Origin of the sequence: Actinomadura darangshiensis (assembly GCF_004349235.1) — a bacterium.
Lineage (GTDB): Bacteria > Actinomycetota > Actinomycetes > Streptosporangiales > Streptosporangiaceae > Spirillospora > Spirillospora darangshiensis.
On record NZ_SMKY01000053.1, the window covers coordinates 1 to 25620 of the forward strand.

The following is a 25620-nucleotide window of genomic DNA, read 5'->3' on the forward strand; positions in this document are numbered from 1 at the left end:
CTACGGGGTGATGGCCGGGATGGAGACGTTGGCGTTCGCGGCGGTGTTCGATCCGCCGGACCGGGCCGTCGCGGTGGCGGGTGGGACGGCGATGGGGGTGTTCGCGGCCCCTGCGGCGGTGTCGGCGTTCAGACGGCGGACGATCACAAGCCCGTCACGCGCGGGAGGACACGCCTGGAGGCGCGGATGGCGGAGGTGATCGTGGTCGGTGGCGGTGTCGGCGGGATGGTCGCCGCGTTGCTGCTGGCGCGCGGCGGGCACAGGGTCCGGTTGCACGAGCGGCTGGGGCGGCTGGGCGGCAAGCTCGCCGAGCGTGAACGGGACGGTTTCACGTTCTCGCTCGGGCCGTCGCTGCTCACGCTGCCCGGCTTGTTCCGGGAGTTGGGCATCGAGCGCGAGCTCGTCCGGCTGGATGAGCTGTGCCGGTACCGGTTCGCCGACGGGTCGAACCTGCGGGCTTTTCGCGACCCCGATCGGATGGCGGCGGAGGTGGACCGGCTCGCCGCTGGTCAGGGCACGGCCTGGCGTGCTTTCCATGGCTGGGCGCAGGGGTGTCTGGCGGCGTCCCAGCGGACGTTCTTCGCCGGCCCGGTGGGTCGGCCGCCGGAGGGGGCGCGGCTCGGGGATCTGCCGGCGGTCGCGCCTGGACGGACTCTGCACGAGCTGGCGCGGCGTTTCTTCGCCGACCGGCGGCTGCGGCAGTACGTCGGACGCTATGCCACGTATGCCGGGTCGAGCCCGTACCGGGCGCCGGCCGCGCTGGGCTGTGTCGCGGCGATCGAGCATGGGGACGGCGGATGGTACGTGCCGGGCGGCCTGGCCCGGCTCGCTGACGATCTGGCCGGGCTGGTGGCCGCGGCCGGTGTGGAGATCCAGACCGGCAGTGAGGTCGCCCGGGTTTCCGCGAACGGCGACTCGGTTGAAGGTGTGCTCCTGGCGTCGGGGGAGCGGGAGGCGGCGGACGCGGTGGTGGTCAATGCCGACGCCGCCGCGTTGTACGGCCGGTTGCTCCCGGACCGGCGGCGGGTGCGCAGAATGGCCCGCTTGGGGTTGTCGTCGGCGGCGCTGCTGATCCTGGCCGGGGTCGAGGGACGGACGGAAGGGCTGCCGCATCATTCGGTGCTGTTCTCGGGCGACTATCGCGGTGAGTTCGGCGACATCTTCCAGCGGCGCGTGCCGCCGCGGGACCCGACCGTGTACATCGGCTGCTCGGCGGTGGACGACCCGTCCCAGGCGCCGCAGGGGGCGGAGAACCAGGTCCTGCTGGTCAACGTCCCGGCTGGAGACCCCGGGCGATGGCCGATGACGCCGGAGTCCTATGGGGAGTTGGTGCTGGAGCGGCTCGCGCAGCGTGGGCACGACCTGGCGGGGCGGTTGCGGTTCGTGGAGTTGTTCACGCCCGCGGATCTGCGTGATCGGTACGGCGCGCCCGGTGGGGCGATCTACGGCACCGCCTACGGGGGGCCGACCGCGCCGTTGCGCAGACCGGGTAACCGGGGGCCCCGGCGTGGGCTGTACCTGGTGGGCGGGTCGGCGCATCCGGGGGATGGGCTGCCGTTGGTAGCGATGGGCGGTCGCATCGTCGCGTCCTTGGTGGAGCAGGATTTTCCGGTCGCCGGTGCGTCGGACGTCGGCCGTAAGGGGGCCTGGTCGTGAGGGTCCTGACCGCCGTCCAGGCGGCCGCGGCGCTGGTGGTGGCGTCGCGGCTGGCGCGGGGTCGGGATCGTCCGCCGCCACTCACCGCGCATACCGGGCACCGCCCGGCGGAGCCGATCTCGGTGGTGATTCCGGCTCGTGACGAGGAGGCCCGGATCGAGGCGTGCCTGGTGCCGTTGCTGGCCGATCCGGTGGTGCGGGAGGTGATCGTCGTGGACGACCGGTCCCGTGACGGCACGGCGCGGCTGGCCGCCCGGGCGGGCGCGACCGTTGTCGCCGGCACCTCGCCGCCGCCGGGGTGGGTCGGCAAGCAGTGGGCGCTACGGCAGGGCGTGGAGGCGGCCGCGGGAGCGGTGGTGGTGCTGTTGGACGCCGACACCCGTCCCAAGGCCGGGCTGTGCGCGGCGCTCGCCGAACTGCTGGGCACTTGCGACCTGGTCAGCGCCGGTCCGCGGTTCGTCACCGGTGGCGGCGTCGAGCAGGCGCTGCATGCGTCGTTCCTGACCACTCTGGTGTACCGGTTCGGGCCGATCGGGCCGGCGGTGAGGTCGCCCGACCGCCTGCTGGTCAACGGCCAGTGCATGGCCTTCCGCAAGGCGGCGATGGAGGAGGCGGACGCCTTCGCCCGCGTGCGCCGCCACCTCACCGACGACGTCGCGCTGGGCCGGCTGCTCGCGCGGGACGGCTGGCGGGTCGCGTTCGTCGACGCGGGCCCACTGCTGGAGGTCGACATGCACACCTCCGCCGCCGACGTGTGGCGCCAATGGGGACGCTCGATCGCGTTGCGGGACGTCACCACGCCCGTCCGGCTCGCCGGTGACCTGGCGGTGGTGTGGCTGATCGCGGCGCTGCCGGTACTGCGGCTGATCGCCGGGCGCCCGACGCCCCTCGACTCGGCTCTGCTGGGGCAGCGGCTGCTGCTGTCGGCGGCCCTCCGTGGCAGCTACCGCGAGCCGGGCCCGGGCCTGGCGCTCTCGCCGCTGCTGGATCCGGTCGCCGCTGCGCGGCTGACACTGGCCGCGCTGCGGCCAGACCGTACGTGGCGTGGGCGCACCTATGGACGTGAAGCGGTCGGTCTCGCCAGGTGGGCTGTCGTCACGCCCGTGCGCCGGTACGACGGGTCCCTGGACGCGTCGCGAGACGTCCCAAGCGGTGACCGAGGCGTTGGCTCCGGTGGCGGCCGGTGGCGTGGTCGGCCAGCGCCGCCTGGCCGAAACGCAGCCCGATGAAGGTCATCAGCGCCCCGGTGGCGGCCACGTGCTCGGCCGGAGCGAACATCAGTTGGAGCGCCGGGAGCGAGAACACCGCGACGCGCGCGCCGCGGGCGAACGAGCGTCCGCCGATGCCGGTCGCGGCCAGCAGCCCGAGACCAAGCCCGAACGCAGGTGGGCAGATGACCGCGAAGCCACCGGCGAAGGTCAGGACGCAGCGTCCGCCTTTGCGGCCGGCGAACAACGGCCACGCGTGCCCGGCCATCGCGGCGCCCACCGCCGCATACACCGGCAGGACGCCGGCTCCTGTGACCGTTCCCAGTCGGCCGGTCCGCGCCCCGCTGGCCGCAAGTCCCAGTAGGCCGGCGGCCGTGCCCTTGAGCAGGTCACCGGCGAAGACGGGCGCGGCCGACCGTCCGCCCACGCGTTGCATGACGTTCCAGAAGCCGGGGTTGCGGTCGCCGACCGTGCGCGGGTCGAACCCGTGGGCGCGTCCGACGAGCACCGCGACCGGCACAGAGCCGAGCAGGTAGCCGCCGATGACGGGCACGAGCAGAGACCTCACGGCAACGGGCGTCGCCTGTGGGGATGCCTTGAGAAGCGATGTCATCGCCTCGTTTCACCTCGTCAGGTATGCGGGTGTGGACGCCATGCGCTACATGGCGTTCGATCGGCCGAAGCTGCGCGCCGCCCCCGGGCTGCGGTTCTGGCGGTTGCTCGGCACGGGCCGCGGCCGGTCCATGAGCCTGGGCGCTGACCTGCGCCGCTGGGCGCTGTTCGCGGTGTGGGACGACGAGGCGGGATTGGACGACTTCCTGGAGCGCTCGACGATCGCCGCCCGGTGGCGTGCGGAGGCTGAAGAATCGTGGCATGTGCGTCTCGTGCCGCTGGCCTCGCGCGGCCGCTGGGGTGGACGTGACCCCTTCGAGGTGCTGCCCGCCTCCCCACGGACGTCCGCCAGGCATGGCGGCTCTGGTCCGGTGGCCGTCCTGACCAGGGCTTCGATTCGTCCCGCACGACTGCCGGCGTTCTACCGCTCGATCGCGAGTGTGGACCGGGCGCTGCGACACGAGGACGGCTGCCTCGCGTCGGTCGGCGTGGGGGAGTGGCCACTGGCCCGGCAGGCGACGTTCTCGCTGTGGAAGGACGAGGCGGCCATCGCCCGGTTCGCCTATCGGGAGGGTGCACACCGCGGCGTCATCGGGCGGGTCCGCGGCGAGGACTGGTACTCCGAAGAGCTGTTCGCGCGTCTGGTGCCTTACGGGAGTCAGGGCACCTGGGACGGCCGTGACCCGTTGCGCGCCCACAGCCAGGGCTGAGCGCGTCATGTGACCGTCTCCACGGGGGGACGGCCGCAGGCGGGCACCAGGTCCTCGCCCGCGGCCAGGCCGGACGCGACCAGGCAGGCGCGCGCGATGGCGGCCGATGTCGAGGCGCCGTGCGCGACGACGACGGTTCCGGTCAGGCCGAGCAGCGCCGCGCCCCCGTGGGTGTCGGCGGTGTACAACCGCCCGACCTGGTCCAGCCGGCGGGGCTCGGCGATGCCGGCCCTGGCGACGAGACCCAAGGTGGTGCGCACGCAGCCTTCGATGTTCTTCAGCACGATGTTGCCGGTGAAACCATCGGTCACGACCACGTCCACGATTCCGGCCAGCACGTCGTGGCCCTCGACGTTGCCCTGGAAGCGGACCGGCATGGCCGGCAGCAGTTGCCCTGCGCGGCGGGCGAGCCGGTTGCCTTTACCGCGTTCGGAACCGATGGACAGCAGGCCGACGGACGGGTCGGCCACGCCCAGGACGTTCCGTGCGTAGGCGGCTCCCATCACCGCGAACTGGGCGAGCATCTCCGCGGTCGGGTCGGCCGTTCCGCCGGCGTCGATCAGGACGGTCGAGCCGGCCGGCGTGGGGAGGGCCACGGCCAGCGCCGGACGCAGCACACCTTCCCGCCGCCCCAAAGTGCGGACCGCGCACGTCACGACGGCACCGGTGGAGCCGGCCGAGACGAACGCCGCCGCCTCCCGCCGGGCCAGCTCGCAACCGGTCATCAGGCTCGTCCCCGGCCGGGCGGCGGCTCCGGCGCCCGCCTCGGTCATGGGTACGACCTCTTCGGCGTGCAGCACATCCACCTCGCCGACGGCCCCGTGTCGCCGCAGTTCCCGGCGGATCGCCTCGGTCCGGCCGACGAGGACCACCGGCAGACCGTGTTCGCGGCGCGCCCGCAACGCGCCCGGTACCGTCTCGGCCGGTCCGTGATCGCCGCCCATCGCGTCCAGCACGACGCGACGTGCCGTGCCGCCTGTCGGCTGCGTCCCGTCCTCGGCCATGTCAGGCCGTTCCGGACGGCAGGCGCCGCTCGGCCCGGCCCGCGGCGGAGGCGGCCAGCAGATGCCGCGCGAAGATCGTGGCCCTCCGCCTGCGGGGCAGTCGGGCCCGGGCCGCCAGGACGTCGTGGCCGGACGCGGCGATCCGGCCCAGGATGCCGCCGTACAGTTCGTACGCGGCGTGGATGCAGGGCCGCGAGGACGGCGCGAGCAGTTTCACACCGTCCAGGGCGTGGCGGTAGTGGTCGCGGGCACGGTCGGCCTCGAAGGCCACCAGTTCACGCATCGCCCGTGTGCAGCCACCGGCGGCGAGATCGCCCTCGGTCACCCCGAACTTGTCCAGGTCGGCTCGTGGCAGGTAGACGCGGCCGCGGGTCAGGTCCTCGGCCACGTCCCGCAGGAAGTTGGTGAGCTGGAACGCCCGTCCGAGTTCGCGGGCGGGCTCGCGGGCGAGCCGCTCGGCGCCCGGCACCGTCTCCAGCACCGGGAGCATCATCAGGCCGATGGCGGCGGCCGACCCCTCCATGTAGACCAGCAGGTCCTCGTAGGTGTCATAACGCGTGACGGTCAAGTCGGTCCGCATCGACCGCAGAAAGGCGTCGATGTCGGCCCGTTCGACGCCGAAGGAACGTACGGTGTGCGCGAACGCCGGCAGCACGGGGTCGTCGATCGGTTCGCCCGCCAGGCACGTCGCCAACCGGCGGGTCACCTCGTCAAGTGACTCCGCCCGTCCGGCCACGTCACTGGAGGTGTCGACGATGTCGTCGACATGCCGGGCGAACCCGTACAGGGCGTGCACGTGCCTGCGTTTCCACGCCGGCAGCAGCAGAGTGGCCAGGTAGAAGGAGCGCCCGTGATGGGCGTTGAGGCGGCGGCAGTGCTCGTAGCTCGTGGTCAGCGTCATCGGCTGCCTCCCAGGATCCGTTCGGCGGCCAGCCTTCCGGAGATCAGGGCGGGTGGGACGCCCACGCCGGGCGCGGTGTACATCCCGGCGAAATGCAGGCCGGGCACACGGCGGCTACGGCCCGACGGCCGCAGCCATGCCGTCTGGCCGAACCGGTGGTCCAGCGCGAACGGTGTTCCGGCGGAATGCCCCATCCGCTCCCACGCCGGCGGATCGAAGAGCAGCCGTGGCCGGTCCTCCAGATTTCCGTAGCCGAGTTCGGCGAGACGGCCCAGTAGGCGTTGCTCCAACCGCGGTGCGAGCCGGTCCCAGTCGGCGCCCGACGTCAGGTTCGGGACGGGTTCCAGCACGCTCAGCGTCGCGTGACGCGCCGGCGCCGCGGTCGTGTCGGCCTTGGGACAGGTGACCAGAAGGCTGGGATCGGGCTGCGGTCGCCCGGCCGCCAGCGCAGCGAAATTCGCCTTCCAATCCCGTCCGAAATGCAGGGTGTGGTGTGCGTGGCCGGGCAACCGCCGGTCCAGCCCGATGTGCATCACCAGGCACGACGGCGAGTAGCGGGGACGGCGCAGCCGCCAGTCCGCAGCCTCTCTGGGCAGCAGCCCCTGATGTGCGCGCACGAGGTCGCAGGCGACGACGACGTGGTCGGCGGCGATGCGTTCACCGGTGTCCAGCCGTACCGCCTTCACGCCGGAGGCGTCGGTCTCGATCCGTTCTGCCCGCACGCCGTACCTGAGGCGGGCGCCGGCCTTCTCCGCAACCGCGGCCAGGGCGGCCGGGATGGCGCGCATGCCGCCCTCGGCCGGGAAGTAGACGCCGCCGACGGTGTCCATGTGCGCGACGGCGGAATAGATCGCCAGCGCCTTGTGCGGAGCCAGCCCGACGTACAGGGCCTGGAAGGTGTGCGCCTTGATGAGCCGGTCGTCGGTCAGCTGCGAGGCCACGAACCTGTCCAGGCGGCGGAAACCGCCCGCCGCCGCAAGCTTCAGCAGCGCGGCGGGACGGGCCATGCCGCGCAGCCGGGTCATGTCCGCGTCGATGAAAGACGACCATTCCGCCTCGAACATCGCGCCGAGCCGCCGCCGGAACCGCAGATACCGGGCGGCCTCGCCGGGCCCGCACAGGGCCCGGACGTTGTCGGCCATCTCCTGCGCACCAGCGATCACGTCCAGCTGTGAGCCGTCATGAAAGGCAAGCCGGTAGAACGGATCCAGGCGCCGCAGCGGCAGCAGGTTCTCGATGTCCTCCCCGGCCGCGCCGAACGTGTCGGCCAGCACGTCCGGCATGGTCAGCACCGCAGGGCCGGTGTCGAACCGATAAGGCCCCACGTCCGCCGACCCGCAGCAGCCGCCCGGCTCGTCACGGACTTCGACTACCACGACCTCACGTCCCTGAGCCGCCAGGTGAATCGCCGCCGACAGCCCGGACATGCCTGCCCCGACCACGACGACCGGACCACGCGCCGCCATCAGTGCCGCCCGGGCGAGCCGTCACCCCGTGTCACAGGATGTCGAAAGCGCACTGATTCCTCCATCGTCATCCGTAGGGTTCTGTCCAGTTCTTCGGGACGTGACGGCGGATCGGTTGCATCTCGTCAGGCCGGAATGTCCACCAGTGCACGCGACCGGCCAGACCCCGCGCGGGTGGTACAGCCGTCGGGACCCCGACTCCTGCGGTTGAGCGCCGAGAGGCAGCTCCCCCGCCGGGGTCTGCTCACGCAGCGCGCGATCAATCGATGTCGATGACGGGTGGCGGATAGGCCGATGCTCGCCTGCCGGACGCGGGCAGTGTCCAGGGGCGATGAATGCGCGAACCCTCGATGTCGGCGAGTTCGGGCACGTAACGGCGGACGTAGTCGCCGCGGGGGTCGAAGCGGGCCGCCTGCCGCAGCGGGTTCATGACCCGGTCGGGACGAGTGTTGTTGCCGGTTCCGGCCACCCACTGCCAGTTCCCCGCGTTGTCGGCGATGTCGCCGTCGGTGAGCCAGTCGTTGAAATGGTGCAGGCCGTGCCGCCAGTCGATACCGAGGTTCCGGGTCAGGAACGAGGCGGTGATCAGACGTGCGCGGTTGTGCATGAAGCCCTCACGGCGCAGCTGCCGCATGCCCGCGTCGACGATCGGGAGGCCCGTCATGCCGTCTCGCCAGGCGGCGAGGGCGTCCTCTTCCTCGTTCCAGCGATCTCCACGCGGCCGGTAGTCCTCCCGGGCGAGCGCGGGGAACGCGGCGGCGACCTGATGATGGAAGTCACGCCACGCGAGCTGGCGCCGGAAACCGTCCGGGCCGGCCTTCGCCAGTTCCAGCGGTGAGACGCAGCCGAACTTCAGGTAAGGGCTGAGCCGGGAGGTGCGGTCGGCGGCGAGGTCGTCGTGGGCCTGGTCGTAGTCGGCGGCGGCCTCGCGCAGCCATCTCGCCATGCGGCGGCGGCCTGACCGTTCGCCACCGGGCGCCGGATCGGGGGACGAGGGGCCGGGAGTCAGATCGGCGAGTTCTGGAAGCGATTCGGGCGTCACACCGGACGGCAGACGGATCGCCTTGGGCGCCTTCGCGATCGGCCGCCATCGTGCCGCGTTCCAGACCCGCCAGTACGGCGTGAACACCCGGTAGTGATCTCCGCCGGCCGGGGTGAGGTCTCCAGGTGGGACCACCGTGATCCCGGGGTGCGCCGATACCTCGACGTTGAGTTCACGGAGCCTGCCGAGCCGTCGTGTCCCGTGCACGGACCGCTCGTCGGCGAGGAACAACCGGTCCGCCCCGGTCTGCCTGGCCAGCCAGGCGACCTCCATGACCGGATCGCCGCGGCGCACCACCAGATCGGCACCTAGATCGCGGAGTGACGCGCGGAGATCGGCGAGGCTCTCCAGGAGGAACCGGATGCGGTTGGGCGCGGCGAACGGCCCGTTCAGAATCGCGTCATCGAAGACGAATACGGGAACGACGTGCTCGGCTCGGCAGGCGGCCGTCAGCGCGGGATTGTCGTGAATCCGCAGATCACGAGTGAACAGCATGATCGAGGTGCTCATCATTCAAGTCTTCGTGCCGGCGCCCGCGCCCGGTTGCACCAGGTCCCACTCCCGCCCAGGCACTTCCCGACCAGGGAGGCCCGCTGAGCAGCCGCCGGACCGCGTCCTTGCTCCTTGATCGGCTTCATGGGGTCGCTCTCGCCCAGACGGGATCGCACGCCGGCACGCAAAGGGGTGTGCATCCGGAGCGGATGGTTCCGGCGAAGTCCGGATGGATCGTACGCTGTGCGGTCGGAGACGGCAGCGGACAGGAGGCACATGGGCGGGCCGCCGGGCCAGGAGGCCGGGCTGAGCGTGGGCGCGGTGGCGCAACGCCTTGGCGTGGCCGCCGCCACTCTGCGCACCTGGGACCGCAGGTACGGCATCGGCCCCAGCCGCCGCAGCACGGGCACGCACCGGCGCTACACCTCCGCTGACATCACGCGGTTGGAGGTCATGCAGCGGCTGATCCTGGCCGGTGCTCCGCCGGGTGAGGCGGCGCGGGCCGCGCTGGACGCGCCGCCAGGCGAACCGTTGAAGCCGCGCGGGCATGGCGCGGGCGGCAACCGAGTGCCCGTCGGCGCGGCGGCTCAAGGGCCGGAAGGCGCGGAGATCAGAGGCCTGGCCCGTGCCGCCATGGCACTGGACGCTCCCGTGATGATCGACGCCGTGCGGACCGCGCTCGGCCGGGACGGGGTCGTCCAGGCATGGAACGAACTGGTCGTCCCGGTCCTGGACGGAATCGGCCGCAAGCACGCGGCCACTGGGGATTGCGTAGATGTCGAACACCTGCTGTCCACCGTCTTGCTCGGCTGCCTGGCCGAGGTGCCGTCGCCTCCCCAGCCACGCAACACCCGTCCCATCCTGCTCGCATGCGCGCCGGAGGAGCAGCACAGCCTGCCGGTGTACGCGCTGAAGGCTGCGCTCGCCGAAGCGAACGTCGCGGCGACCCTTCTGGGGGCGCGGGTGCCGGTGCGGGCCCTGGCCGCCGCCATCCGGCGGACCGGACCGAACGCGGTATTCGTATGGTCGCAGATCACCGAGACCGGCGACCCGTCCTGGCTGAGCGGGCTCCCCGCGTCCCGCCCGCCGCACCACCTGGTCGTCGGAGGACCTGGTTGGGCTGATGACAGGCTTCCTGCCTCAGCCACGCGGGTGGGGAGCCTGGCCGAGGCCGTCGCCGGGTTGACGTCGGTGTACGAACGATTCTGATCGCCCGGGCCGGCCTGCTTCCAGCTTCAGCCGATCCGTGGTTACGCCTGCCCATTGAAGCTGACTATGAATAAGTTTTGAAGCGATTCCTTTTGGGGACAGGTGTGGGCATGACCCTTGGACCCCGGATCGCGCGGGGCGACGAGACAGCGCTGACCGAGTGCTATGCGACGCTCGGGCCTTTGGTCCGTCATCATGTGGCGCGCCTGGTCCCCGGCCACGCGGTCGACGATGTCGTCCAGGTCGTCTTTCTGGAGCTCTGGCGGACGCGCCGCCGCTTGGACCCGTCACGCAGTCTCACGCCGTGGGTCCTGGCCATCGCCCGCAAGCGCGCCATCGACCAGTTGCGCTCCGAAGCACGGCATCAGCGTCGCGCGGTGCCGCTGGAAGAGGCAGGCCGGGTCCCCGACGCGGCCCCTGCCGTGGACGCCGCGTGCGACGTCCGAAAGGCCCTCGCGGTGCTGCCCGTCCCGCAGCGGCAGGCGATCGTGCTGGCCCACTTCGGGCAGCTGACCCAGCGGGAGATCGCCGACCGGCTGAACATCCCGCTCGGCACCGTCAAGGCGCGCACCACCCGCGGGCTGCGCAGGATGAGGGAGCTGCTGTGACCCCACGCCTGCCGCCACCGGGCCCCGCCGCCGAACCGGGCCACCCGCGTCCCCGGCTCGCCGTGTCCAGTTGCCTGCTGGGCGCACCGGTCCGCTACAACGGCGGCCACAGCCGCGACCGTTTCCTCACCGGCCCCCTCGCACACCACATCGACTGGGTGCCGGTCTGCCCGGAGATGGAGATCGGGCTCGGCGCTCCCCGTCCCACCCTGCATCTGCTCACCGACGGGCGGGTCGTCACCAAGGACCGGACCGCCGATCACACCAAGGCGTTGACCGCCTTGGCAGACGACCGGATCTCCGACATCGCCGACGTCGACGGGTATGTGTTCAAGTCCCGCTCGCCCAGCTGCGGATTGCTCGGTCTACCGCGCTACGCATCCGGGGAACCCAGCGAACGTACCGACGGCCAGCCTGTGGATCGTCGCGGTCGCGGTCTGTTCTCCGACCTTGTCAAGACCGCGCTTCCTTACCTTCCCACCGAAGAGAACGGCAGGCTCAACGACCCCGGCCTGCGTGAGCACTTCATCGAACGGGTCTTCGCTCACGCCCGGCTCCGTTTCTTTTTCGATTGCGACTGGCGCCCACGGGACCTTGTCGCCTTCCATACAAGGCATAAACTGCAAATCCTCGCGCACGACCCGTCCGCCTACCGGCTTATGGGGCGGATCGTCGCCCAGGCGGGCACCCGCGACCGCGATGAACTGGAGTCCGACTATCGCGGCGCCTTCGCCGACGCTCTCGCCGCCCGCCCCAAGCGCGGCCGCAATGCCAACGCGCTACTGCACGTCTTGGGCCCATTGAGTGAGCGACTCAATCAGCCCCGGCGCCACGACATCGTGGCCGCCATCGAGTCCTATCGTCAAGGTGAGGCACCGCTCAGCGTCCCGGTAGCCCTGCTGCGCCATCACGCCGAAGGGGAACACCTCGCCTACCTGGCTGAGCAGACCTATTTGGACCCCTTTCCGGCCGACCTCACCCTCCGCCACCACCTCTGACCGTTGCAACGCGTCGCCGTTACCGCGGGCGCATGCGGGCATGCAAATGGCGGTGACCTCACACCATCGTCCACCACGGACGACGGTCAGTCGCGGCGTCCCCGGCCTGTCGTGCGATATGGCGAGCACATCGAGTACTACCTCAAACTCCACCTCGGTCACATCGAACTGGACCGGCCTGCGGCTGCCCGGCAGGCAGGGCGATCTGGGGATAAGGCCGCATACAGAGCCGCTCGCGCCGAACTCGCCGGGCTTTCGCCGCACCGCCGGACGGTCGGAGCAGCGACCATGCAGCGCATTCGCGCGACGCTCCGGTCGGCTCTGGCGGATGCGGTACGGCAAGGCTTGGTCGCAGTGAACGTGGCGAAGCTGACCAAGCTCCAAACAGGCAAGCGCCCCAAAGCGCTGGTGTGGACCAGCGAACGCGTCACCGCATGGCAGACCGCCTGCGAGCGGGAAATCGCGGCAGAGTGGGAACGAGCCGGTGGCCGTACGGGTAACGCATTCAAGCTCTGGACATCCTGCCGCGCCCTTCACGGGTGATGGTGTGGACACCCGAACAGACCGGGACCTTCCTCGATCACGCCGCAGACCACCCTTTGTACGCCCTGTTGCACCTGATGGCTTTCCGGGGGCTGCGACGCGGGGAGGCGTGCGGGCTCGCGTGGCCGGACCTCGACCTGGCCGCGGCGTCGCCGACCGTCCGCGAGAACCGCGTGAAGATCACCTACCAGGAGATCGAGGACGGCGACCTCAAGACCGACGCAGGCGACGACACGATCCCGCTCGACTCCGGCACCGTCACCGTGCTCCGCGCCCATCGCGGGCGGCGGGAACAGGGCAGGGCCGAGTGGGGCCAGGCGTGGCGGGACCCGGGAAAGGTGTTCATGCGGGGTCGCCCGCGAAGCCGCCGAAGCCGCTGCAGCACTGGTGAAGGAAGACCCCGACTCGGGAAGCCCGGCCTTCCGTCCTCCCCGCGTCCTCTCAGGACGAGGAGGAGTAGCCCTTCGTCGCGCACACACGACACGTTTCCGCAAGCCACATAGGCAAATGCGTGAGTGGGCCGCCTGGGACTCGAACCCAGAACCTACGGATTAAAAGTCCGAAATCGCCATATCAGTGCGGTGCTCTGAGTGCCATTCTGTGTCAGCCTGTCCGCATCGAGCCCAATTTTTTAGGCCGGCCAATGCCGCCGCGTGCCGATTGACCTGCGCGGATGTAGTCCTCCGCAAGCGTAGCCTTCGCCGTCGATGGTGGATGCCCTGTGGCCGGCGCGGGCATCGACCGGCTGGTGTGCACCTTGCTCTACCTGATGGCGGTAGCGCCGGTCGGTCCGTGAGCGCCGCTGACCGGTGTTCGGCTGGTCAGCGGCGCTCGGCGTGCCGCCAGAGGCCGGTCGGTGTGGAAGGAGGGGCGGCGGTAGTCGCCCTGGGGGGATTGGCCTGCGATGCGTGCGGCGAGGGAGCACCGGTCCGGGCGCAGCGGTTCGCCGAGGTCGTAGGAGTCGACCTCGTCGGCGGTGCCGTCGTGCAGGAAGACATGACACACCCGGCCCGACTTGCTTAACTATGGACGATCTTGTCGTTACTGTCGTACCCCAGGGTCGGCGAAGCGGTCACCGGAGGTAGCGATGAGGTCCGGACGGTGGATGCTCGTCGCCTGGCTGATCATAGGAGCGCTCGCCGGGGGACAGCGCCACTACTACACCCAATTTGACGGCAGCTGCGCCAGGATCGCCACGATCGGAATCACCTTGGCCTCCGGTCCGCTCAACTACATCGGTCTCAACCCCACCGCCAACTGCAAGGTCCCCCAGCCGAGCGAATGACATGTCGGGCTCTGCCACCGAACCGGACGAGCTCACTTGCCTGGGCATTCGAAGAGGGATGGCGGGGTGTTGTCGGTGAGCGCGACTCTCGTCACCTTCGGCGGCGGTTCTGGCGGCGGTGCTTGGAGGCGGGGCGCTGTTGCGGTGGCTTTTTACGGGTGGGCTGCTGTTGCGGTTTGCGGCCACGGGAGCTGTTGGGGGTGCGGCCGCGGACGATGCCGATCAGTTCCTCCATGAGGTCGGTCGTCTCGGCCTCGAGCCAGGCCAGGCCGATCTGGGACTGAGGAGCGTCGGTCACGGTGCGGTAGGTGAGGTCTTTGCGGTGGTGGAGGCGGGCCAGAGACTGCGGGAGCAGCAGGACGCCGGCTCCCGACGCCACCAACTCGATCGCGTCGGCGGTGTTCTCAGGACGGGTGAAGGCAGGCTGCCCGGGGCGGTCGCCCAAGGCCAAGACGCCGTCGAGCGGTTCGAACACGTCCTCGTCGGCGAGATCGGCAAGCTCCACCTCCTCCACCGCGGCCACGGCGTGATCCTTCGGCACCACCACGACGGTCGTCTCCAGGTACAGCGGGATCACATGAAGGGCCGTGGGTCGACGGGCAGGCGCACGAACGCCGCGTCCACACCACCGTTCCGCAGCAGGGGGACGACCTCGGTCGCCGGCATCTGCAGCAGGCGAAGCGGCACCTCCCGGACCCTCTCGGCCCAACACCCCGGGCACTTCCCGGGCGTCACGCGCCCGGCACACAGGCCAGTCGGAACTCACCATCGGTCACTCCGCCACCCTAGTCACGTCCGGACGGTTCCCTCCCGCTGGCTGCCCTTGAGGTCGGTTGATCTGCATGACCACGGCGTTGGGTTCGGTGAAGAACTCGCGGCTGTACACGCCACCTTCACGTGCGACGCCGGAGTCGCCGACGCCGCCGAACAGGGCGCGCAGGTCGCGGACGAAGAATCAGCTGACCCACCGCCGAGGTAGCGGGGCCAGTGGCCGAGCGAAGCTTTGATCGGGCATCGGGCGGCTCGTTCGACGAGCTCGGGGGCGCGAGCGGTGCCGGTGAGGGCGACCAGCCGGCGACCCTTCCGGCTCCCGGCATGCGCGGCGCTCTTGGCGGTCCCGGCCTTTGCCGCGGGGAGGTTGCAGCCGGTAACGGGTGCCGCTCGCGCGGCACCCGTCCCGCGGCTGAGGCGCCGTGCTGGTAGCCACGTAGTCCGGTCGCTTTCGCGGGTTCGGGGTTGCGGATGTTGCGTTCTCAGTAGCCGATGAACGCTGCGAGGACCGTCGGCGCCACCACACCACGCTTCGACAGCTCGCGCCGGATATTGGCCGACATCACCAGTCGGTGACTACGTCCAGGCGGGATCACGGCCGGTCAGGCCGAGGATGCGGTCCAAGGTGGGTGCGTCGGTCGGCACCGCGACTTCCGGTCCGTACATGCCCATCTCCCGCCCCTGCTCCACGCCGGTGAGCGCCCTGTCATGCAGATGCGTCAGCAGGTCGGCGGGCAGTTCCAGCTGCTGCCCGGTCGCGACCGCCAAGTCCCAGCCGTGCAAGGCCAGCTCGCCGACGATCATGTCGCCCAAGACGGGTGCGGGCAGCGTCTGCGGTGTGCCCATGCTCGTCTCGCCCTCCCAGGCGCCCGGCGGCGCCCACGACGACGTGATGTCGTCCAGCAGGGCGAGCAGGCGGCCGCGCCAGTCGCCGACCGCCAGGTCCGCCTCGGACTCGGTACCCGCCGGTTGCGGAACGGACTCCTTGCGGCCGCCGCCCGCGAGAGACGGGCCCCAGAACAGGAGGTGGTTGACCAGTGCCCGCACGTCGTACTCCGTGCACGGAGTCTTGTTGGCGAGCTGGTCGTCGGTGATGGTGCGGGCGACTGCGGCCATGGCCTCGGCAGCGTTGGACAGATGCGACATGGCAGCGAGGCTAGGCGGCCCAGGCCGGAGGGGTATTGGACAAAGGCGACATACACTCTGCCGTGTGGAGCGGGACGTTCGTGAGCTGCGGGGTGCGTGGACCAGCTATCAGCGCCACACGTTCCACAGCCCGTCGCCGGCGCTCGCGCCATGGGTGGAGCGGTACTGGGAGGCTCGCTGGGACTACGCCGAGCCCTACCGGCAGAAGATCGTGCCGTACCCGAACGTGCACCTGTCGTTCGGCGGCGGCCGCGCGGACGTCAACGGCGTGTGCAGCGGCTACCAGATCAAGGTCCTCGAGGGCCGCGATCATGTCTTCGGTGTCGCGTTCCGGCCGGGCTGCTTCCGCCCGTTCCTCGGTGCCTCCGTCTCGACGATCACCGACCGCGTCGTCCCGGCGACCGAGGTGTTCGGCCCGGATCTGCCCACGACGCTCGACGTGTCGACCGTGGACGCTTTCCTGCTGAAACACCTGCCGGACGAGGACCCCCGGGTGTGCCAGGCGGTGGCCGCCGTCGAGCTGATCGCCAAGGACAAGGCCGTGACGAGGGTCGAGCGCCTCGCCGACGAGCTGGGGCTGAGCATGCGGGGGCTGCAACGACTGTTCGCGGAGTACGTCGGCATCGTGCCCAAGTGGGTGATCCGCCGCTACCGCCTGCACGAGGTGACCGCACGCATGGCCGCCGGCGGGGCGATCGACTGGGCCGCGCTGGCGGCAGACCTCGGCTACGTCGACCAGGGCCACTTCATCCGCGACTTCAAGGGCATGTTCGGCGAGCAACCGACCTGGTACGCGCAGCGGTATTAGTCCGCGTCCTCAGGATCTGAGTGTGGGTCGCGTCCCGGCGCGGTGCGGGCGGCGGGTGGATCGTGGCTGGGTGCAGACTTTCGCCGGTGCGGCGGACTTCTCTTATGGGGAGGGAAGCCAGCCGACATGACCCGACCAACCCGCGCGGGGAGTGGTGGCTGCGGCACGCCCACTGGCTGCCGTCCGGCAGCGACCCCACCTGACCCGCGTGGACGGAGTTTTTCGGCATGCGCGGGCTTCGTCGGGCCGCTCGTCTGCGTGCGCCTGGGTGCTGCCGCGCTCGTCCTGGTGGCAGCAATGATCCCGCGTCAGGCGAGACTCCGAACGACTGGTGGGCGAACAGCGGGCCGCTCCGCCCCGCGCATCCCCGCCGGCTCGGCCTCACCCCCTGATCTGGACGCCGGGACGCTGTGGATGTGCGGCGCGGCGGGCAGAGGTCAGGTGGTCGCTCGGGAGCGGGCTTCGGCGGCCCAGTGGGGGGCGTTCCATCGGTCGGCGATGACGGCGGCTTGGGTGAAGTGGGCGGCGGCCTCGTGGTCGCGGCCGAGGAAGACGGCCAGCTCGCCGAGGGTGTTGGGCGACCGGTCGCAGCGCCAGCGCCAGGCTCGTGGCGCCCGCGGGGGGACCGTCGCGGTGCGGAAGCAGCGTCGCGTAGATCTCCTCGGCGGCGTCGCGGTCGTCCAAGGCGACGATCGCCATCGCGCGCAGCGAAGGTGAAGAAGAAGTCGGGGCGGATCGGGCCGGATGACGCGCGGACCTCCCGGCCTTCGATGACCGCCAGGGCCGCCAGCGTGATCTCGGCGACGGCGATCGCCTCGGGCGTCCGGTAGGTGCGCGCGAGTTCCAGGGCCTCGATGGTCACCTGGCGCATGGTCACCGGGTCGTTGGCGGCGGCGGCGACCGTTGCATTGGTTGAGCAGCCCGGTGACGCGGTAGACCGGCAGGTCGTGGTCGGTGCCGATCTTCACGAGCTCCCGGCAGAGTCCGGCGTCGCCGTACACTTCGGCCAGGATCTGGAGTGCCGCGGCCCGCAGGCGGGGGGTCGAGGGCCTCCTGCGCCGCCTCCAGAACGGTCGGGTCGTCCTCGCCGATCAGCTCGTTCGCGTACGCCGTCAGGAGCCGGGACCGCACCGAAGGGGTCAGTTCGCGCTCGAGCAGGCGGCTCAGGCGGTCGACGGGCCGGTCCACCGTGCCGTACGTACGGGCCTGCCAGGCGGTCGGCTCCGTCCACGCGGTGAACGCGGCGATCATCAGGTCGTCGCGGCCCCCGATGTCGTCTGGTCTAGGACGACCGTGACGCGCCGACTGTCCAGCCTGGTCCAAGTTGGAAACTGGACACGGCGGCAGCCGGTCGGCCTGGGAAGGAGCAGGGTGGAGCCCGTTCGGCCGGCTTGGTGCGAGGTGCTGCACGAGCTGCACCAGCTGGTCGGCTGCCCGGGGCTACGCGTCATCCACGACCATGCGGCCAGGGCGCTGCCGGGAGTCGCACTGTCAAAGTCCACCGTCGGCAACCTGCTCGATGGGACCACCGACCCACGCGATTCGTCGGTCGAGGCATTCGTCAACGCGTGTCTGCACTACGCGCGCACCAGAAGGACACCCCTTCCGCTCGGGAGCGAGGGGGCCGAGTACTGGCTGGAGCGCTACCAAGGGTCCCGCGAAGCCGCGAGCCGCACCGCGCCCAAGGAGTTCGGGAGCTGGCCGGTCCCACCACGAGGTGCCGAGTACCGGTTCGAGTCTTTCGACCGCCCCACCCCACGCCCCGCGTCCTACCAGCGCGCTCCCAGCTACTTGCTCGACTCCCGGTATGAGGTGGTCCCCTTCCACGATCGCGGAGTCGGGGTGCGAAGGATCCGGTGTCCGCCAACGCGATCGCGCCGGTGCTGGCGACCAAGGCAAGCGGGATGCCCACATCGCCGGGACGAACGGGTCGGCAGAGCGCGGATAGCCGTCGGCGCCTGACCCTGGTTGCAGATGGGCCCTGGGACACCTACATTCGGTCTCGGAGGTCATGGCCCGTGCGGGCTGTCCCTTCGCAGCGAAGATCGGCCTTTCGCCACTCCAGTCCCTGGTGGTGCTCCACAGTCCACCCAGGGAAGGACTCGGCATGACGGTCCCGAACCATCGAGTCACAACAGGCAAAGGCATCTGGCAGCCACCTGTCGTCCAATCGGCCGGAGACTGGACTACTTGGGCGTCCAGCGCCGAATCTTCACCCTGCCAGAACGATGGGGCGTTGACGTTCCAGACCACTGATGTGATCGGTGGTGTGCTGCTGGTGACGCTGACCGGTGCGATCGACGCCTCGAACAGTGGCTGGTTGTCAGGCCGCCTGACCACCGCGATCACCGGTGGCCCCGGTGCCGCAGGGATCGTGGTGGATCTGACCGACGTCGTGTTCTGTGACGCCAGCGGCATCTCCGTTCTGGTGAAGGCGCTGAAACTGTGCCGCCGGGGCCAGGGCACGCTGGAACTGGCGGGCGCCCACGGCAAGGTCGCCCGCGTCCTGTGCCTGACAGGCGTCGACCGGGCCCTGCCCCTGCACTCCGATCTGGAAAGCGCACTTCACGCCATCGACCGACACCGGTCGGCGTCCGCACAGCTGCCACCCCGCCGGTCGACACCGGTACCGCGCCCAGAAAGCGGCGGTGGTGAAGGTGGTGATGACAGCGGGGCAGTCGACATCGCCGTCCGAAGGTGAGGTCACCGGTCGCCGCCGGTAGCGGCCCGGAACATGTGGCCAAAGGCGGGACAAGCGGCGATGCCGAGGCCATGGTCGCGCTGTATGACCTGCTGTCGGCCGACGCATATCGACTGGCGTTGATGGCCTGCGATCGGCCCGATGTAGCCGCGCGGGCCGTCGAAGAAGCCTTCAAACACCTGGGGCCCCTACTACGGACGGAAGCCGGTCAGCGAACAACCGGTGGTGCCTGCCTGGAGGGGGCGGATCTGAGGGCGTTGATGCATCGCACGGTGCTTGGCCTGCTGGTGCGTCCGCCCGGCCGGCACGCCTCGCACGCGACCGAGACTGGGCGTGAGGGCGCGGCGGATCCTCGCGCGTGGGTCGGGCGGCCCGGGCTCTCTGCGCTGCAGTCCTGCTGCATTGCGCTGGGCTGCCTGCGGCTCTACACCACTGGCCAGATCGCAGAGATGCTCGACACCCAAGACCATGTCGTCAAGCACGCGATGACCGACGGCCTGCGCGCACTGGCCCAGCGGTAGCCGCGTCCAAGCCGCCGCCCGCGCCTGGGGACGCCGAGGCGTACGACTGAACACCATCAGCCCCGGCGTGATCTCCACACCGATGGGCGCACAAGAACTGCACGGCCCGATGGGCACCTACATCCTCCTGGTCGACGGTGGAGCGATCGCCGCGCAGCAGTGGAGCAGACCTTGACCGTCGGAACGGTTCCATCGCCTCGACGATGGTCGGTTCGAGTCCGATGGCCAGAATGGCCCCGGCCGACGCCTACCTCACCCGCCTCGCCGGCGACCGGATCGAAGTCCGCTCCGCCGGATCGGGGCCCGCCAACCAGGTCAATCCCGCCGTTGTCCAGGCGATGGCCGGAGACGGGATCGACATCTCCGCCGAGATCCCCAAGGTCCTCACCACTGACGCCGTCCGCTCCATCCGCGACGACATCCGCATCTGCATCAAACAGTTAGTCGCTGAATTCACCGCGTTACCAGACGCGTCAGGAGCGGCCGCCGGATCGCAATCATGACGGCACCGAAGGCGGCGGCGGGCGGTGGGATCGGCGTCGGCGGTGGCCTTCGCCGAAGTCTGTTCGTGTCGAGGGAGGTTGAGCGGCCGAAATCGGAGCCGGCCTATCGGCCGAAGCCGCGCGTGAGGGTGGCCGCCATCCAGGAGCGTCCGGCATTGGCGTCGCACACGAACAGCACTTAGGGGACTGATTTGCCGAGTGGTTCTACCATCACCAGCAGGTAGGCGCTGACCCGAGAGATGGTGCGCATTACCCCGTCGACACCCTGGCGGTAGAAACGCTCTTTTAGCCTCGGGCTTTCACCGGACGGCGGGTCGAGAGTGATCGTTTAGACAAGAAAAGTGCCCTTGAGCTGGGAGGATAGGGCTTGTCGAGAGTCCTGTCCGCCCCAGTCCGAAAGCACTTTTCGCGTGAAGACTACAGGTCGCCCTGCCAAGCTCGCGGTGTCTTCGGACGGGGCGGGGATCGTGGGTCAGGCCGGCGGGGTGCTGCTGATCGAGACGCTCCGGGTCACCGGGCTCGACCGGGCGCTTTCCGCTGGGCTGGAGCGGTGGCGCAGGCCGCGGGCGGTCCACGATCCGGGCAAGGTCGTCGCGGACCTGGCGGTGACGTTGGCGCTGGGCGGGGATTGCCTGTCCGACATCGCGATCCTGCGCGCCGAACCGGAGCTGTTCGGGCCGGTGTCGTCCGATCCGACGGTGTCGCGGCTGGTCACCACCCTGCCCAGGCCGGCCCGCAGGCGTTGCGGGCGATCCGCAAGGCCCGGGCGGCGGCCCGCGCCCGGGCCTGGGAACTGGCCGGTGAGCACGCCCCGAGCACCGGCGGTGACCTGATCCCGGTGGATCTGGACGCCACGATCGTGCTCGCACACTCGGAGAAAGAACACGCCGCCCCGACGTGGAAGCGCACCTTCGGATTCCATCCGATGACCGCGTTCATCGACCACGGTGCGGGCAGGACCGGTGAGGCCGCCGCGCTGGTGCTGCGGCCGGGCAACAATCTACCGCGGACCCCGTCGCTCCTGGGCGCCGTCCCCGTGTGACTCGTGTGCCTGGTCTTCGGGGCGTTGGGCACCTTCCACACTGCCGTCATGCTGTGGGGCAAGAGTACGGTCGCGTATGTGGCGGAATGCCACGACGAATGGAACGCCGCCAAGGTGAGGCGCCCCGGCTTCGGGTCAGCGCTGGGCGTGATAGTCGAGGCAGACTTGGTAGTCGGGGAGAAGTCCCGCCTTCTGCACCTCGGCCAGGGACGGCGCGGCGGCGTCCTTCGCAGAAAGCACCGGGGGCACGTTCACCGGCCACTGGATACCCAGATCGACGTCCAGCGGATGCACGCCGTGCTCCCGATGAGGAGTGTACGGTTCCGAGCATAAATACAAGATCATGGTTTCGTCGGTCAGCGCCATGAAGCCGTGGCCCAGCCCCTCCGCGATATAGACACAGGATCGGTTATCGGAGTCCAGTGTCACCGCCTCGTGCCGCCCGAACGAGGGGGAACCGGCCCGCAGGTCGACGACCACATCGAGGATCGCGCCCCGCACGCAGGTCACATATTTCGCTTGCCCCGGAGGGACATCGGTGAAATGCACTCCCCGCAGCACCCCCTTGGCCGACGTGGAGCAGTTCGCCTGCGCCAGCCGGAACGAAGACCCGGTTCGTTCCAGCAGGTCTTCCCGGAACCACTCGTTAAAGGAGCCCCGGTCGTCCCAATGCACACTGGGCGTGAACTGATAAGCGCCCTCAATCGTCAGAGGATCCACCAGATAAGTCTATCCGCTGACACGCTCTGATCAACGCCATGCGCAGTTTGATCTCAGTTCCGCATGGCGAAATCGGTTGCTCTTGCCGGCGAGGAGGCGGATGTCTTCCTTCTCCCGCCGGTGCGGGATCCTCCACACCTTGAGCTGGGCGTTTGCGCGTTCGCCGGGTCCGCGGAGCTTGGCGTGCGAGCGGTTGGCCTGTTTCCGGGACTCGGGCTTGTTGCGTCCCTTGTACGGGGTGATGACGGTGCAGGCCTGGGCGCCTTGATAGCCCTTGTCGGCCAGCGTGATGATCCCGGCCTGTCCAGCTCGCGCAGGATGCCCCACACGCGGGCGGCGGTCAGGTCGTGCGTGCGGCTGGGCAGTGCTCCCGAGGTCCACAGGATCGCCCCGTCAGGGCCGGCGATGACCTGCACGTTCATTCCGTGGCAGCGGTGCGTGGGCGAGTAGTACGGCCGGTCGGCCCGCACCCGGTCGCACGCGATGAGCGTGCCGTCCAGCATCAGCAGGTGCAGCCCGTCCTGCTTGGCCTTCCGCAGCGCCGCCAGTTTCGGCGGCCGCGCCGACAGCGGCGCCACCGCCTCCTGGACATACCTCCAGGCCGTGCTCGTCGATATCTCGAACCAGCCCCGAGACCGCCGAAGGTGTCGCTTTTGCGCAGGTGGACCAGCACCAGCAGGGCCCGCTGACCGGGGTTGAGCAACCGCCAGGTCGACCCGATCGCCTTGCGGTGCCGCCGGATCATTCCGGCCAGGATGGACGAGCGGCGCCCGACCAGCCCGATGTGGGCGGGCCGGAACGGCGCGTCGTACGCCGCGCACGCGTACCTCGTCGTCGAGCCGGGACGCTGCGAGGCCGCGCGGGATGAGCCCATAGGCGGTCAGCGCCATGCCGGCCAGGATGAGCGCCATCCCGGTGAGCATGGTGGCGTCCATCTCCATGCCGCGCATGTTGTAGTGCATGTCCGCCGAGTCGAGGTACATCGGCAGGTGCAGGGCCACGCCCGCGACGCAGGCGATGAACCCGATCCAGAAGGCGGGGGATGGGCGAAGGCGATACCACCCACGGGCCGTGTTCGCATCAGTGCGTCCTCACGAGTGTCGGCTACTTCGGAGGGGGCCTCCGATGGAGAGGATTTTCGTGAGGCCGGGGACGGCCTGTCTTCTTCTTGGTTGCTCTCCTTGCGGAGCCGGGCGCCCTGCCGTGCCTAATGTCATGAGTCGTTAATTCGTTGGCAGTATGCGGCGAGGGTTTCGAGGATCTCGTCGGCGGGTTTGGTCCACACGAACGGCTTGGGGTTCTTGTTCCACTCGTTGATCCAGCCGCGGACGTCGCGTTCCAGCTCGATGACGCTGCGGTGGGCCGAGCGGCGTAGCTTGCGGTTGGTGAGTTCGGCGAACCAGCGCTCGTCGGGTAACCCCAGGCGCATTGCTGCGCCCGGGGTCCCCTCAGAACCGGCCGTGCCCGTTTCCAGGCAACCGGCTCAAGCAAGCCCTGAAGGCTCGTAGGCGGTTGGAAGTGCTGGGCTTTGGTCGCCGTCGAGTCGGCGGCGGCAGTAGGCGTGTATGAGGTGCGTGGCGGTGTGGTCGTCCGGCGTGCCGGGGTCCGCGGCGAGGGTGATCGCGTGTCGACAATCGCTTCCGGATGCGTGCCAGCGCGTCCTTGCTCGGCCTGGTCAGCAGCTTGCTCCTGAAGCGCCGAATCTCGAACCCCAGAAAGTCCACCCCCTGATCCAGGTGGGTGATACGGGTCTTGGCCTCGTTAGAGGCCAGGCCCTGGGCGCGAGCCACCGTGCGAGCCGGTCTTTGACCTGTTCGGCCTGCTCACGCGAGCGACACAGGGCCAGCGCATCGTCGGCATACCTCACCAGGACAGGGGATCGTGGGGTGGCCTTCAAACCACCGCTGGTCTCCCAGTACCTGACTCCGGCCGCCGACTCCATGCCGTGCAACGCCACGTTCATCAGCAACGGACTGATCACTCCACCCTGGGGCGCGCCCTGCCCGGTGGGGGCGAACCGGCCGTCCTCGATCACTCCCGCCCGCAGCCACTGGCGGACCAGGCCCCGGGCGGGAAAGGTCCCCAGCGAGGCGAGGATGTGATCATGGCCGAGCCGGTCGAAGGCCGCCTCCAAGTCGGCGTCGAGCACCCACAGCCGTCTGGCGTCCTTGCGGCTCGCCGTGGTGTGAACGGCCACGATCGCGTCGTGACACCCACGGCCGGAAGCCATACGACCTCGGCTCGAACCTGGCCTCCCACTCGGGTTCCAGCGCGTTCACCGCCAGGGCCTGAAGCGCCCTGTCAGTGATCACCGGGATCCCGAGCGGGCGGCGGCGCCCGTTGCTCTTGGGCACATACACCCGCCTGACGGGACGAGGCGACCACGCAGCAGCCCCGCGCTGAAGCCAGACGACCAGATCGGCCTTCTCCTGGGAGGACATCAGGGCCACCCCGGCCGTCTTGCGGCTAGCGTTGATCTCCGTCACCCGCCGCGCGTTCACCAGCGCGTTGCTGCGGGAACGGAGCATCAGTTTCTGCAGATTCCTCACCTTGGCGAGGTCTCCCGCCTGCGATGCCGCGAAGATCCGCCGTCTCAACCGCCTTACGTGTTCCTCGGCCTGGCCCCAGTCCACACAGTCCCAGTCCAGGCCGCCGTCCTCGGGTCCGTTCACCTGATCGGTGTCCGACTCGCCCCGTCGGTTCGGGCGTCTCGACCACGTCGTCTCCGCAGGCTCACCAGACCCGCGTCAGCGCTCTTTCGAGCCAGGGCAACCGGCGCATGACATCGGACCCCATCGGGGTTGTCACGTTCCGCATGCGATAGATGCGACCGGGGTGGGCGTCCTCTGCACCCCGGGGACGGTGGTGCGCTCCCGACCGGCCAGGTTCCCCCCGGCCGGCACCCGCCGCCTTCCAACGGCCGGCCCCTATCTCCCGCTCACACAACCCATCGGCGAGAGTGCTGATGACGAGGCGCCATCGAGGATTCACTTGCGTTCGCCCGCCCGGTCTTCCCCAGCCTGTGACCCCCGGATGGAACAGGGGCCCTTGGGCACTTCCCTGGGCTTCGCACCCCGCAGTCACCCGTGACGCACGCCAGAGCGGGGACGGTCCTTACGCACTGGGCCGGGCACTACATCATCGACATCGATCCTCCTTCGATGAGCGCCGCTATACGCATGCGACCTCATTCGCACCACCAGATTGAGCCAGGACGAGCTGGTCGGGGTGAAGTGCAGGTGGAACCGGGGGTGGCGGATCAGCCACTTCTTGACCTGCTCGGTCTTGTGAGTGGCGTAGTTGTCCAGCACCAGGTGCAGTTCAAGGTCCCTGGGCACGGCGGCGTCGATCAGCTTGAGGAATCGCAGGAACTCTTGATGGCGGTGCCGGCGGTGGTGCTGGGCGATCACCGAGCCGGACGACAGGTCCAGGGCGGCGAACAGGCTGGCGGTGCCGTGCCGGACGTAGTCGTGGGTCATCCGCGCCGGGGTGGTGGGCATGATCGGCAGGATCGGGGCCGTCCGGTCGATCGCCTGCATCTGCGACTTCTCGTCCACGGCCAGGGACCAGCGCGTTCTCAGGCGGGTTCAGGTACAGGCCGGCCACGTCGCGGACCTTGTCCACGAACTGCGGATCGGTGGACAGCTTCCAAGCTTCGGGCTCGGCATTGCCGC

At 69.9% G+C, this 25620-nt stretch carries 21 protein-coding genes and 7 pseudogenes; 15 read left to right on the forward strand and 13 right to left on the reverse strand.

Annotated elements, in window-relative coordinates; all coding sequences use genetic code 11:
• From E1293_RS48590 to E1293_RS50700, 3 genes and pseudogenes are all read left to right on the forward strand, one after another.
• Positions 1 to 199, forward strand: a pseudogene (locus E1293_RS48590) (hypothetical protein); the annotation flags it as partial.
• Positions 187 to 1656 carry a phytoene desaturase family protein gene (locus E1293_RS14465; RefSeq protein WP_165978223.1) on the forward strand — a complete coding sequence of 490 codons (1470 nt, stop codon included), beginning with the start codon at positions 187 to 189 and terminating at the stop codon, positions 1654 to 1656. The pseudogene E1293_RS48590 and the gene E1293_RS14465, both read left to right, overlap by 13 nt.
• Positions 1657 to 1781: 125 nt before the next feature.
• Positions 1782 to 2423, forward strand: a pseudogene (locus tag E1293_RS50700) (glycosyltransferase family 2 protein); the annotation flags it as partial.
• 328 nt (positions 2424 to 2751) lie between these two features.
• Here E1293_RS50700 and E1293_RS14475 read toward each other — a convergent pair.
• The gene (locus E1293_RS14475) at positions 2752 to 3432 is read right to left on the reverse strand and encodes a glycerol-3-phosphate acyltransferase (RefSeq protein ID WP_424923628.1); all 681 of its coding nucleotides are present in this window, start codon (positions 3430 to 3432) and stop codon (positions 2752 to 2754) included.
• Between the two features lie 28 nt (positions 3433 to 3460).
• On the opposite strand from E1293_RS14475, the gene E1293_RS14480 reads away from it, so the two are divergent.
• Positions 3461 to 4186: a spheroidene monooxygenase gene (locus E1293_RS14480; RefSeq protein WP_243716224.1), complete on the forward strand. Its 726-nt coding sequence runs from the start codon at positions 3461 to 3463 to the stop codon at positions 4184 to 4186.
• A 5-nt stretch (positions 4187 to 4191) separates the two neighbouring features.
• On the opposite strand, the gene plsX is transcribed toward E1293_RS14480, so the two are convergent.
• From plsX to E1293_RS14500, 4 genes are all read right to left on the reverse strand, one after another.
• Positions 4192 to 5190, reverse strand: a complete 999-nt coding sequence (gene plsX / locus E1293_RS14485; protein WP_132197905.1) for a phosphate acyltransferase PlsX — start codon at positions 5188 to 5190, stop codon at positions 4192 to 4194.
• A gap of 1 nt (position 5191) precedes the next feature.
• Complete coding sequence (locus tag E1293_RS14490) at positions 5192 to 6091, reverse strand: phytoene/squalene synthase family protein (protein ID WP_132197906.1); 900 nt, start codon at positions 6089 to 6091, stop codon at positions 5192 to 5194.
• The gene (locus tag E1293_RS14495; RefSeq protein WP_132197907.1) at positions 6088 to 7557 is read right to left on the reverse strand and encodes a phytoene desaturase family protein; all 1470 of its coding nucleotides are present in this window, start codon (positions 7555 to 7557) and stop codon (positions 6088 to 6090) included. The genes E1293_RS14490 and E1293_RS14495 overlap by 4 nt, the downstream gene beginning before the upstream one ends.
• 259 nt (positions 7558 to 7816) lie before the next feature.
• Positions 7817 to 9112 (reverse strand): cryptochrome/photolyase family protein, encoded by a 1296-nt coding sequence (locus tag E1293_RS14500; protein WP_132197908.1) that lies wholly within the window; start codon positions 9110 to 9112, stop codon positions 7817 to 7819.
• A gap of 255 nt (positions 9113 to 9367) precedes the next feature.
• Here E1293_RS14500 and E1293_RS14505 point away from each other — a divergent pair, with 255 nt between their 5' ends.
• The 5 genes from E1293_RS14505 (at position 9368) to E1293_RS14530 (ending at position 13734) form a co-directional block, all read left to right on the forward strand.
• A complete protein-coding gene (locus tag E1293_RS14505) occupies positions 9368 to 10300 on the forward strand; it encodes a MerR family transcriptional regulator (protein WP_132197909.1) in 933 nt (310 codons plus the stop codon).
• A gap of 110 nt (positions 10301 to 10410) precedes the next feature.
• Entirely contained in the window at positions 10411 to 10908 is a 498-nt protein-coding gene (locus tag E1293_RS14510) for an RNA polymerase sigma factor (protein ID WP_132197910.1), read from the forward strand.
• The gene (locus E1293_RS14515) at positions 10905 to 11906 is read left to right on the forward strand and encodes a YbgA family protein (RefSeq protein WP_243716226.1); all 1002 of its coding nucleotides are present in this window, start codon (positions 10905 to 10907) and stop codon (positions 11904 to 11906) included. The genes E1293_RS14510 and E1293_RS14515 overlap by 4 nt, the downstream gene beginning before the upstream one ends.
• 288 nt (positions 11907 to 12194) lie before the next feature.
• Positions 12195 to 12449: a hypothetical protein gene (locus tag E1293_RS14520; protein WP_132197911.1), complete on the forward strand. Its 255-nt coding sequence runs from the start codon at positions 12195 to 12197 to the stop codon at positions 12447 to 12449.
• Positions 12450 to 13536: 1087 nt separating this feature from the next.
• Positions 13537 to 13734, forward strand: coding sequence for a hypothetical protein (locus tag E1293_RS14530; RefSeq protein WP_132197913.1), 198 nt, complete (start codon positions 13537 to 13539; stop codon positions 13732 to 13734).
• A gap of 91 nt (positions 13735 to 13825) precedes the next feature.
• Here the strand turns inward: E1293_RS14530 and E1293_RS14535 are convergent, their stop codons facing one another.
• Together E1293_RS14535 and E1293_RS14545 are read right to left on the reverse strand one after the other, a co-directional pair.
• Positions 13826 to 14311, reverse strand: a complete 486-nt coding sequence (locus E1293_RS14535; protein ID WP_243716227.1) for a LysR substrate-binding domain-containing protein — start codon at positions 14309 to 14311, stop codon at positions 13826 to 13828.
• A 770-nt stretch (positions 14312 to 15081) separates the two neighbouring features.
• Complete coding sequence (locus E1293_RS14545) at positions 15082 to 15651, reverse strand: TIGR03086 family metal-binding protein (protein ID WP_132197914.1); 570 nt, start codon at positions 15649 to 15651, stop codon at positions 15082 to 15084.
• Between the two features lie 64 nt (positions 15652 to 15715).
• Here E1293_RS14545 and E1293_RS14550 point away from each other — a divergent pair, with 64 nt between their 5' ends.
• The 6 genes and pseudogenes from E1293_RS14550 to E1293_RS14580 form a co-directional block, all read left to right on the forward strand.
• Positions 15716 to 16459 (forward strand): AraC family transcriptional regulator, encoded by a 744-nt coding sequence (locus E1293_RS14550; RefSeq protein ID WP_207938851.1) that lies wholly within the window; start codon positions 15716 to 15718, stop codon positions 16457 to 16459.
• A 2236-nt stretch (positions 16460 to 18695) separates the two neighbouring features.
• On the forward strand, positions 18696 to 19160 hold the full coding sequence (locus E1293_RS14560) for an STAS domain-containing protein (RefSeq protein WP_165978224.1): 465 nt from the start codon (positions 18696 to 18698) through the stop codon (positions 19158 to 19160).
• A complete protein-coding gene (locus E1293_RS14565; protein WP_165978225.1) occupies positions 19157 to 19681 on the forward strand; it encodes a hypothetical protein in 525 nt (174 codons plus the stop codon). The genes E1293_RS14560 and E1293_RS14565 overlap by 4 nt, the downstream gene beginning before the upstream one ends.
• Positions 19682 to 19697: 16 nt before the next feature.
• Positions 19698 to 19856 (forward strand): annotated as a pseudogene (locus tag E1293_RS50195) (hypothetical protein); the annotation flags it as partial.
• Between the two features lie 46 nt (positions 19857 to 19902).
• Positions 19903 to 20184, forward strand: coding sequence for an arsenate reductase/protein-tyrosine-phosphatase family protein (locus tag E1293_RS14575; protein WP_481726031.1), 282 nt, complete (start codon positions 19903 to 19905; stop codon positions 20182 to 20184).
• 410 nt (positions 20185 to 20594) lie between these two features.
• A pseudogene (locus E1293_RS14580) lies at positions 20595 to 21181 on the forward strand (transposase); the annotation flags it as partial.
• Between the two features lie 180 nt (positions 21182 to 21361).
• Here the strand turns inward: E1293_RS14580 and rfbC are convergent.
• From rfbC to E1293_RS14610, 6 genes and pseudogenes are all read right to left on the reverse strand, one after another.
• Positions 21362 to 21946 (reverse strand): dTDP-4-dehydrorhamnose 3,5-epimerase, encoded by a 585-nt coding sequence (gene rfbC, locus E1293_RS14590; protein ID WP_132197921.1) that lies wholly within the window; start codon positions 21944 to 21946, stop codon positions 21362 to 21364.
• A 126-nt stretch (positions 21947 to 22072) separates the two neighbouring features.
• Positions 22073 to 22691 (reverse strand): annotated as a pseudogene (locus tag E1293_RS14595) (transposase family protein); the annotation flags it as partial.
• Between the two features lie 468 nt (positions 22692 to 23159).
• Positions 23160 to 23354: pseudogene (locus E1293_RS14600) on the reverse strand (IS630 family transposase); the annotation flags it as partial.
• Positions 23355 to 23621: 267 nt separating this feature from the next.
• Positions 23622 to 24143, reverse strand: a complete 522-nt coding sequence (locus E1293_RS50705; RefSeq protein WP_207938853.1) for a reverse transcriptase domain-containing protein — start codon at positions 24141 to 24143, stop codon at positions 23622 to 23624.
• A complete protein-coding gene (locus E1293_RS48600) occupies positions 24049 to 24618 on the reverse strand; it encodes a reverse transcriptase N-terminal domain-containing protein (RefSeq protein ID WP_207938854.1) in 570 nt (189 codons plus the stop codon). Before E1293_RS48600 ends, E1293_RS50705 begins: the two co-directional genes overlap by 95 nt.
• Positions 24619 to 25137: 519 nt before the next feature.
• Positions 25138 to 25603: pseudogene (locus E1293_RS14610) on the reverse strand (IS630 family transposase); the annotation flags it as partial.
• Between the last annotated feature and the right edge of the window lie 17 nt (positions 25604 to 25620).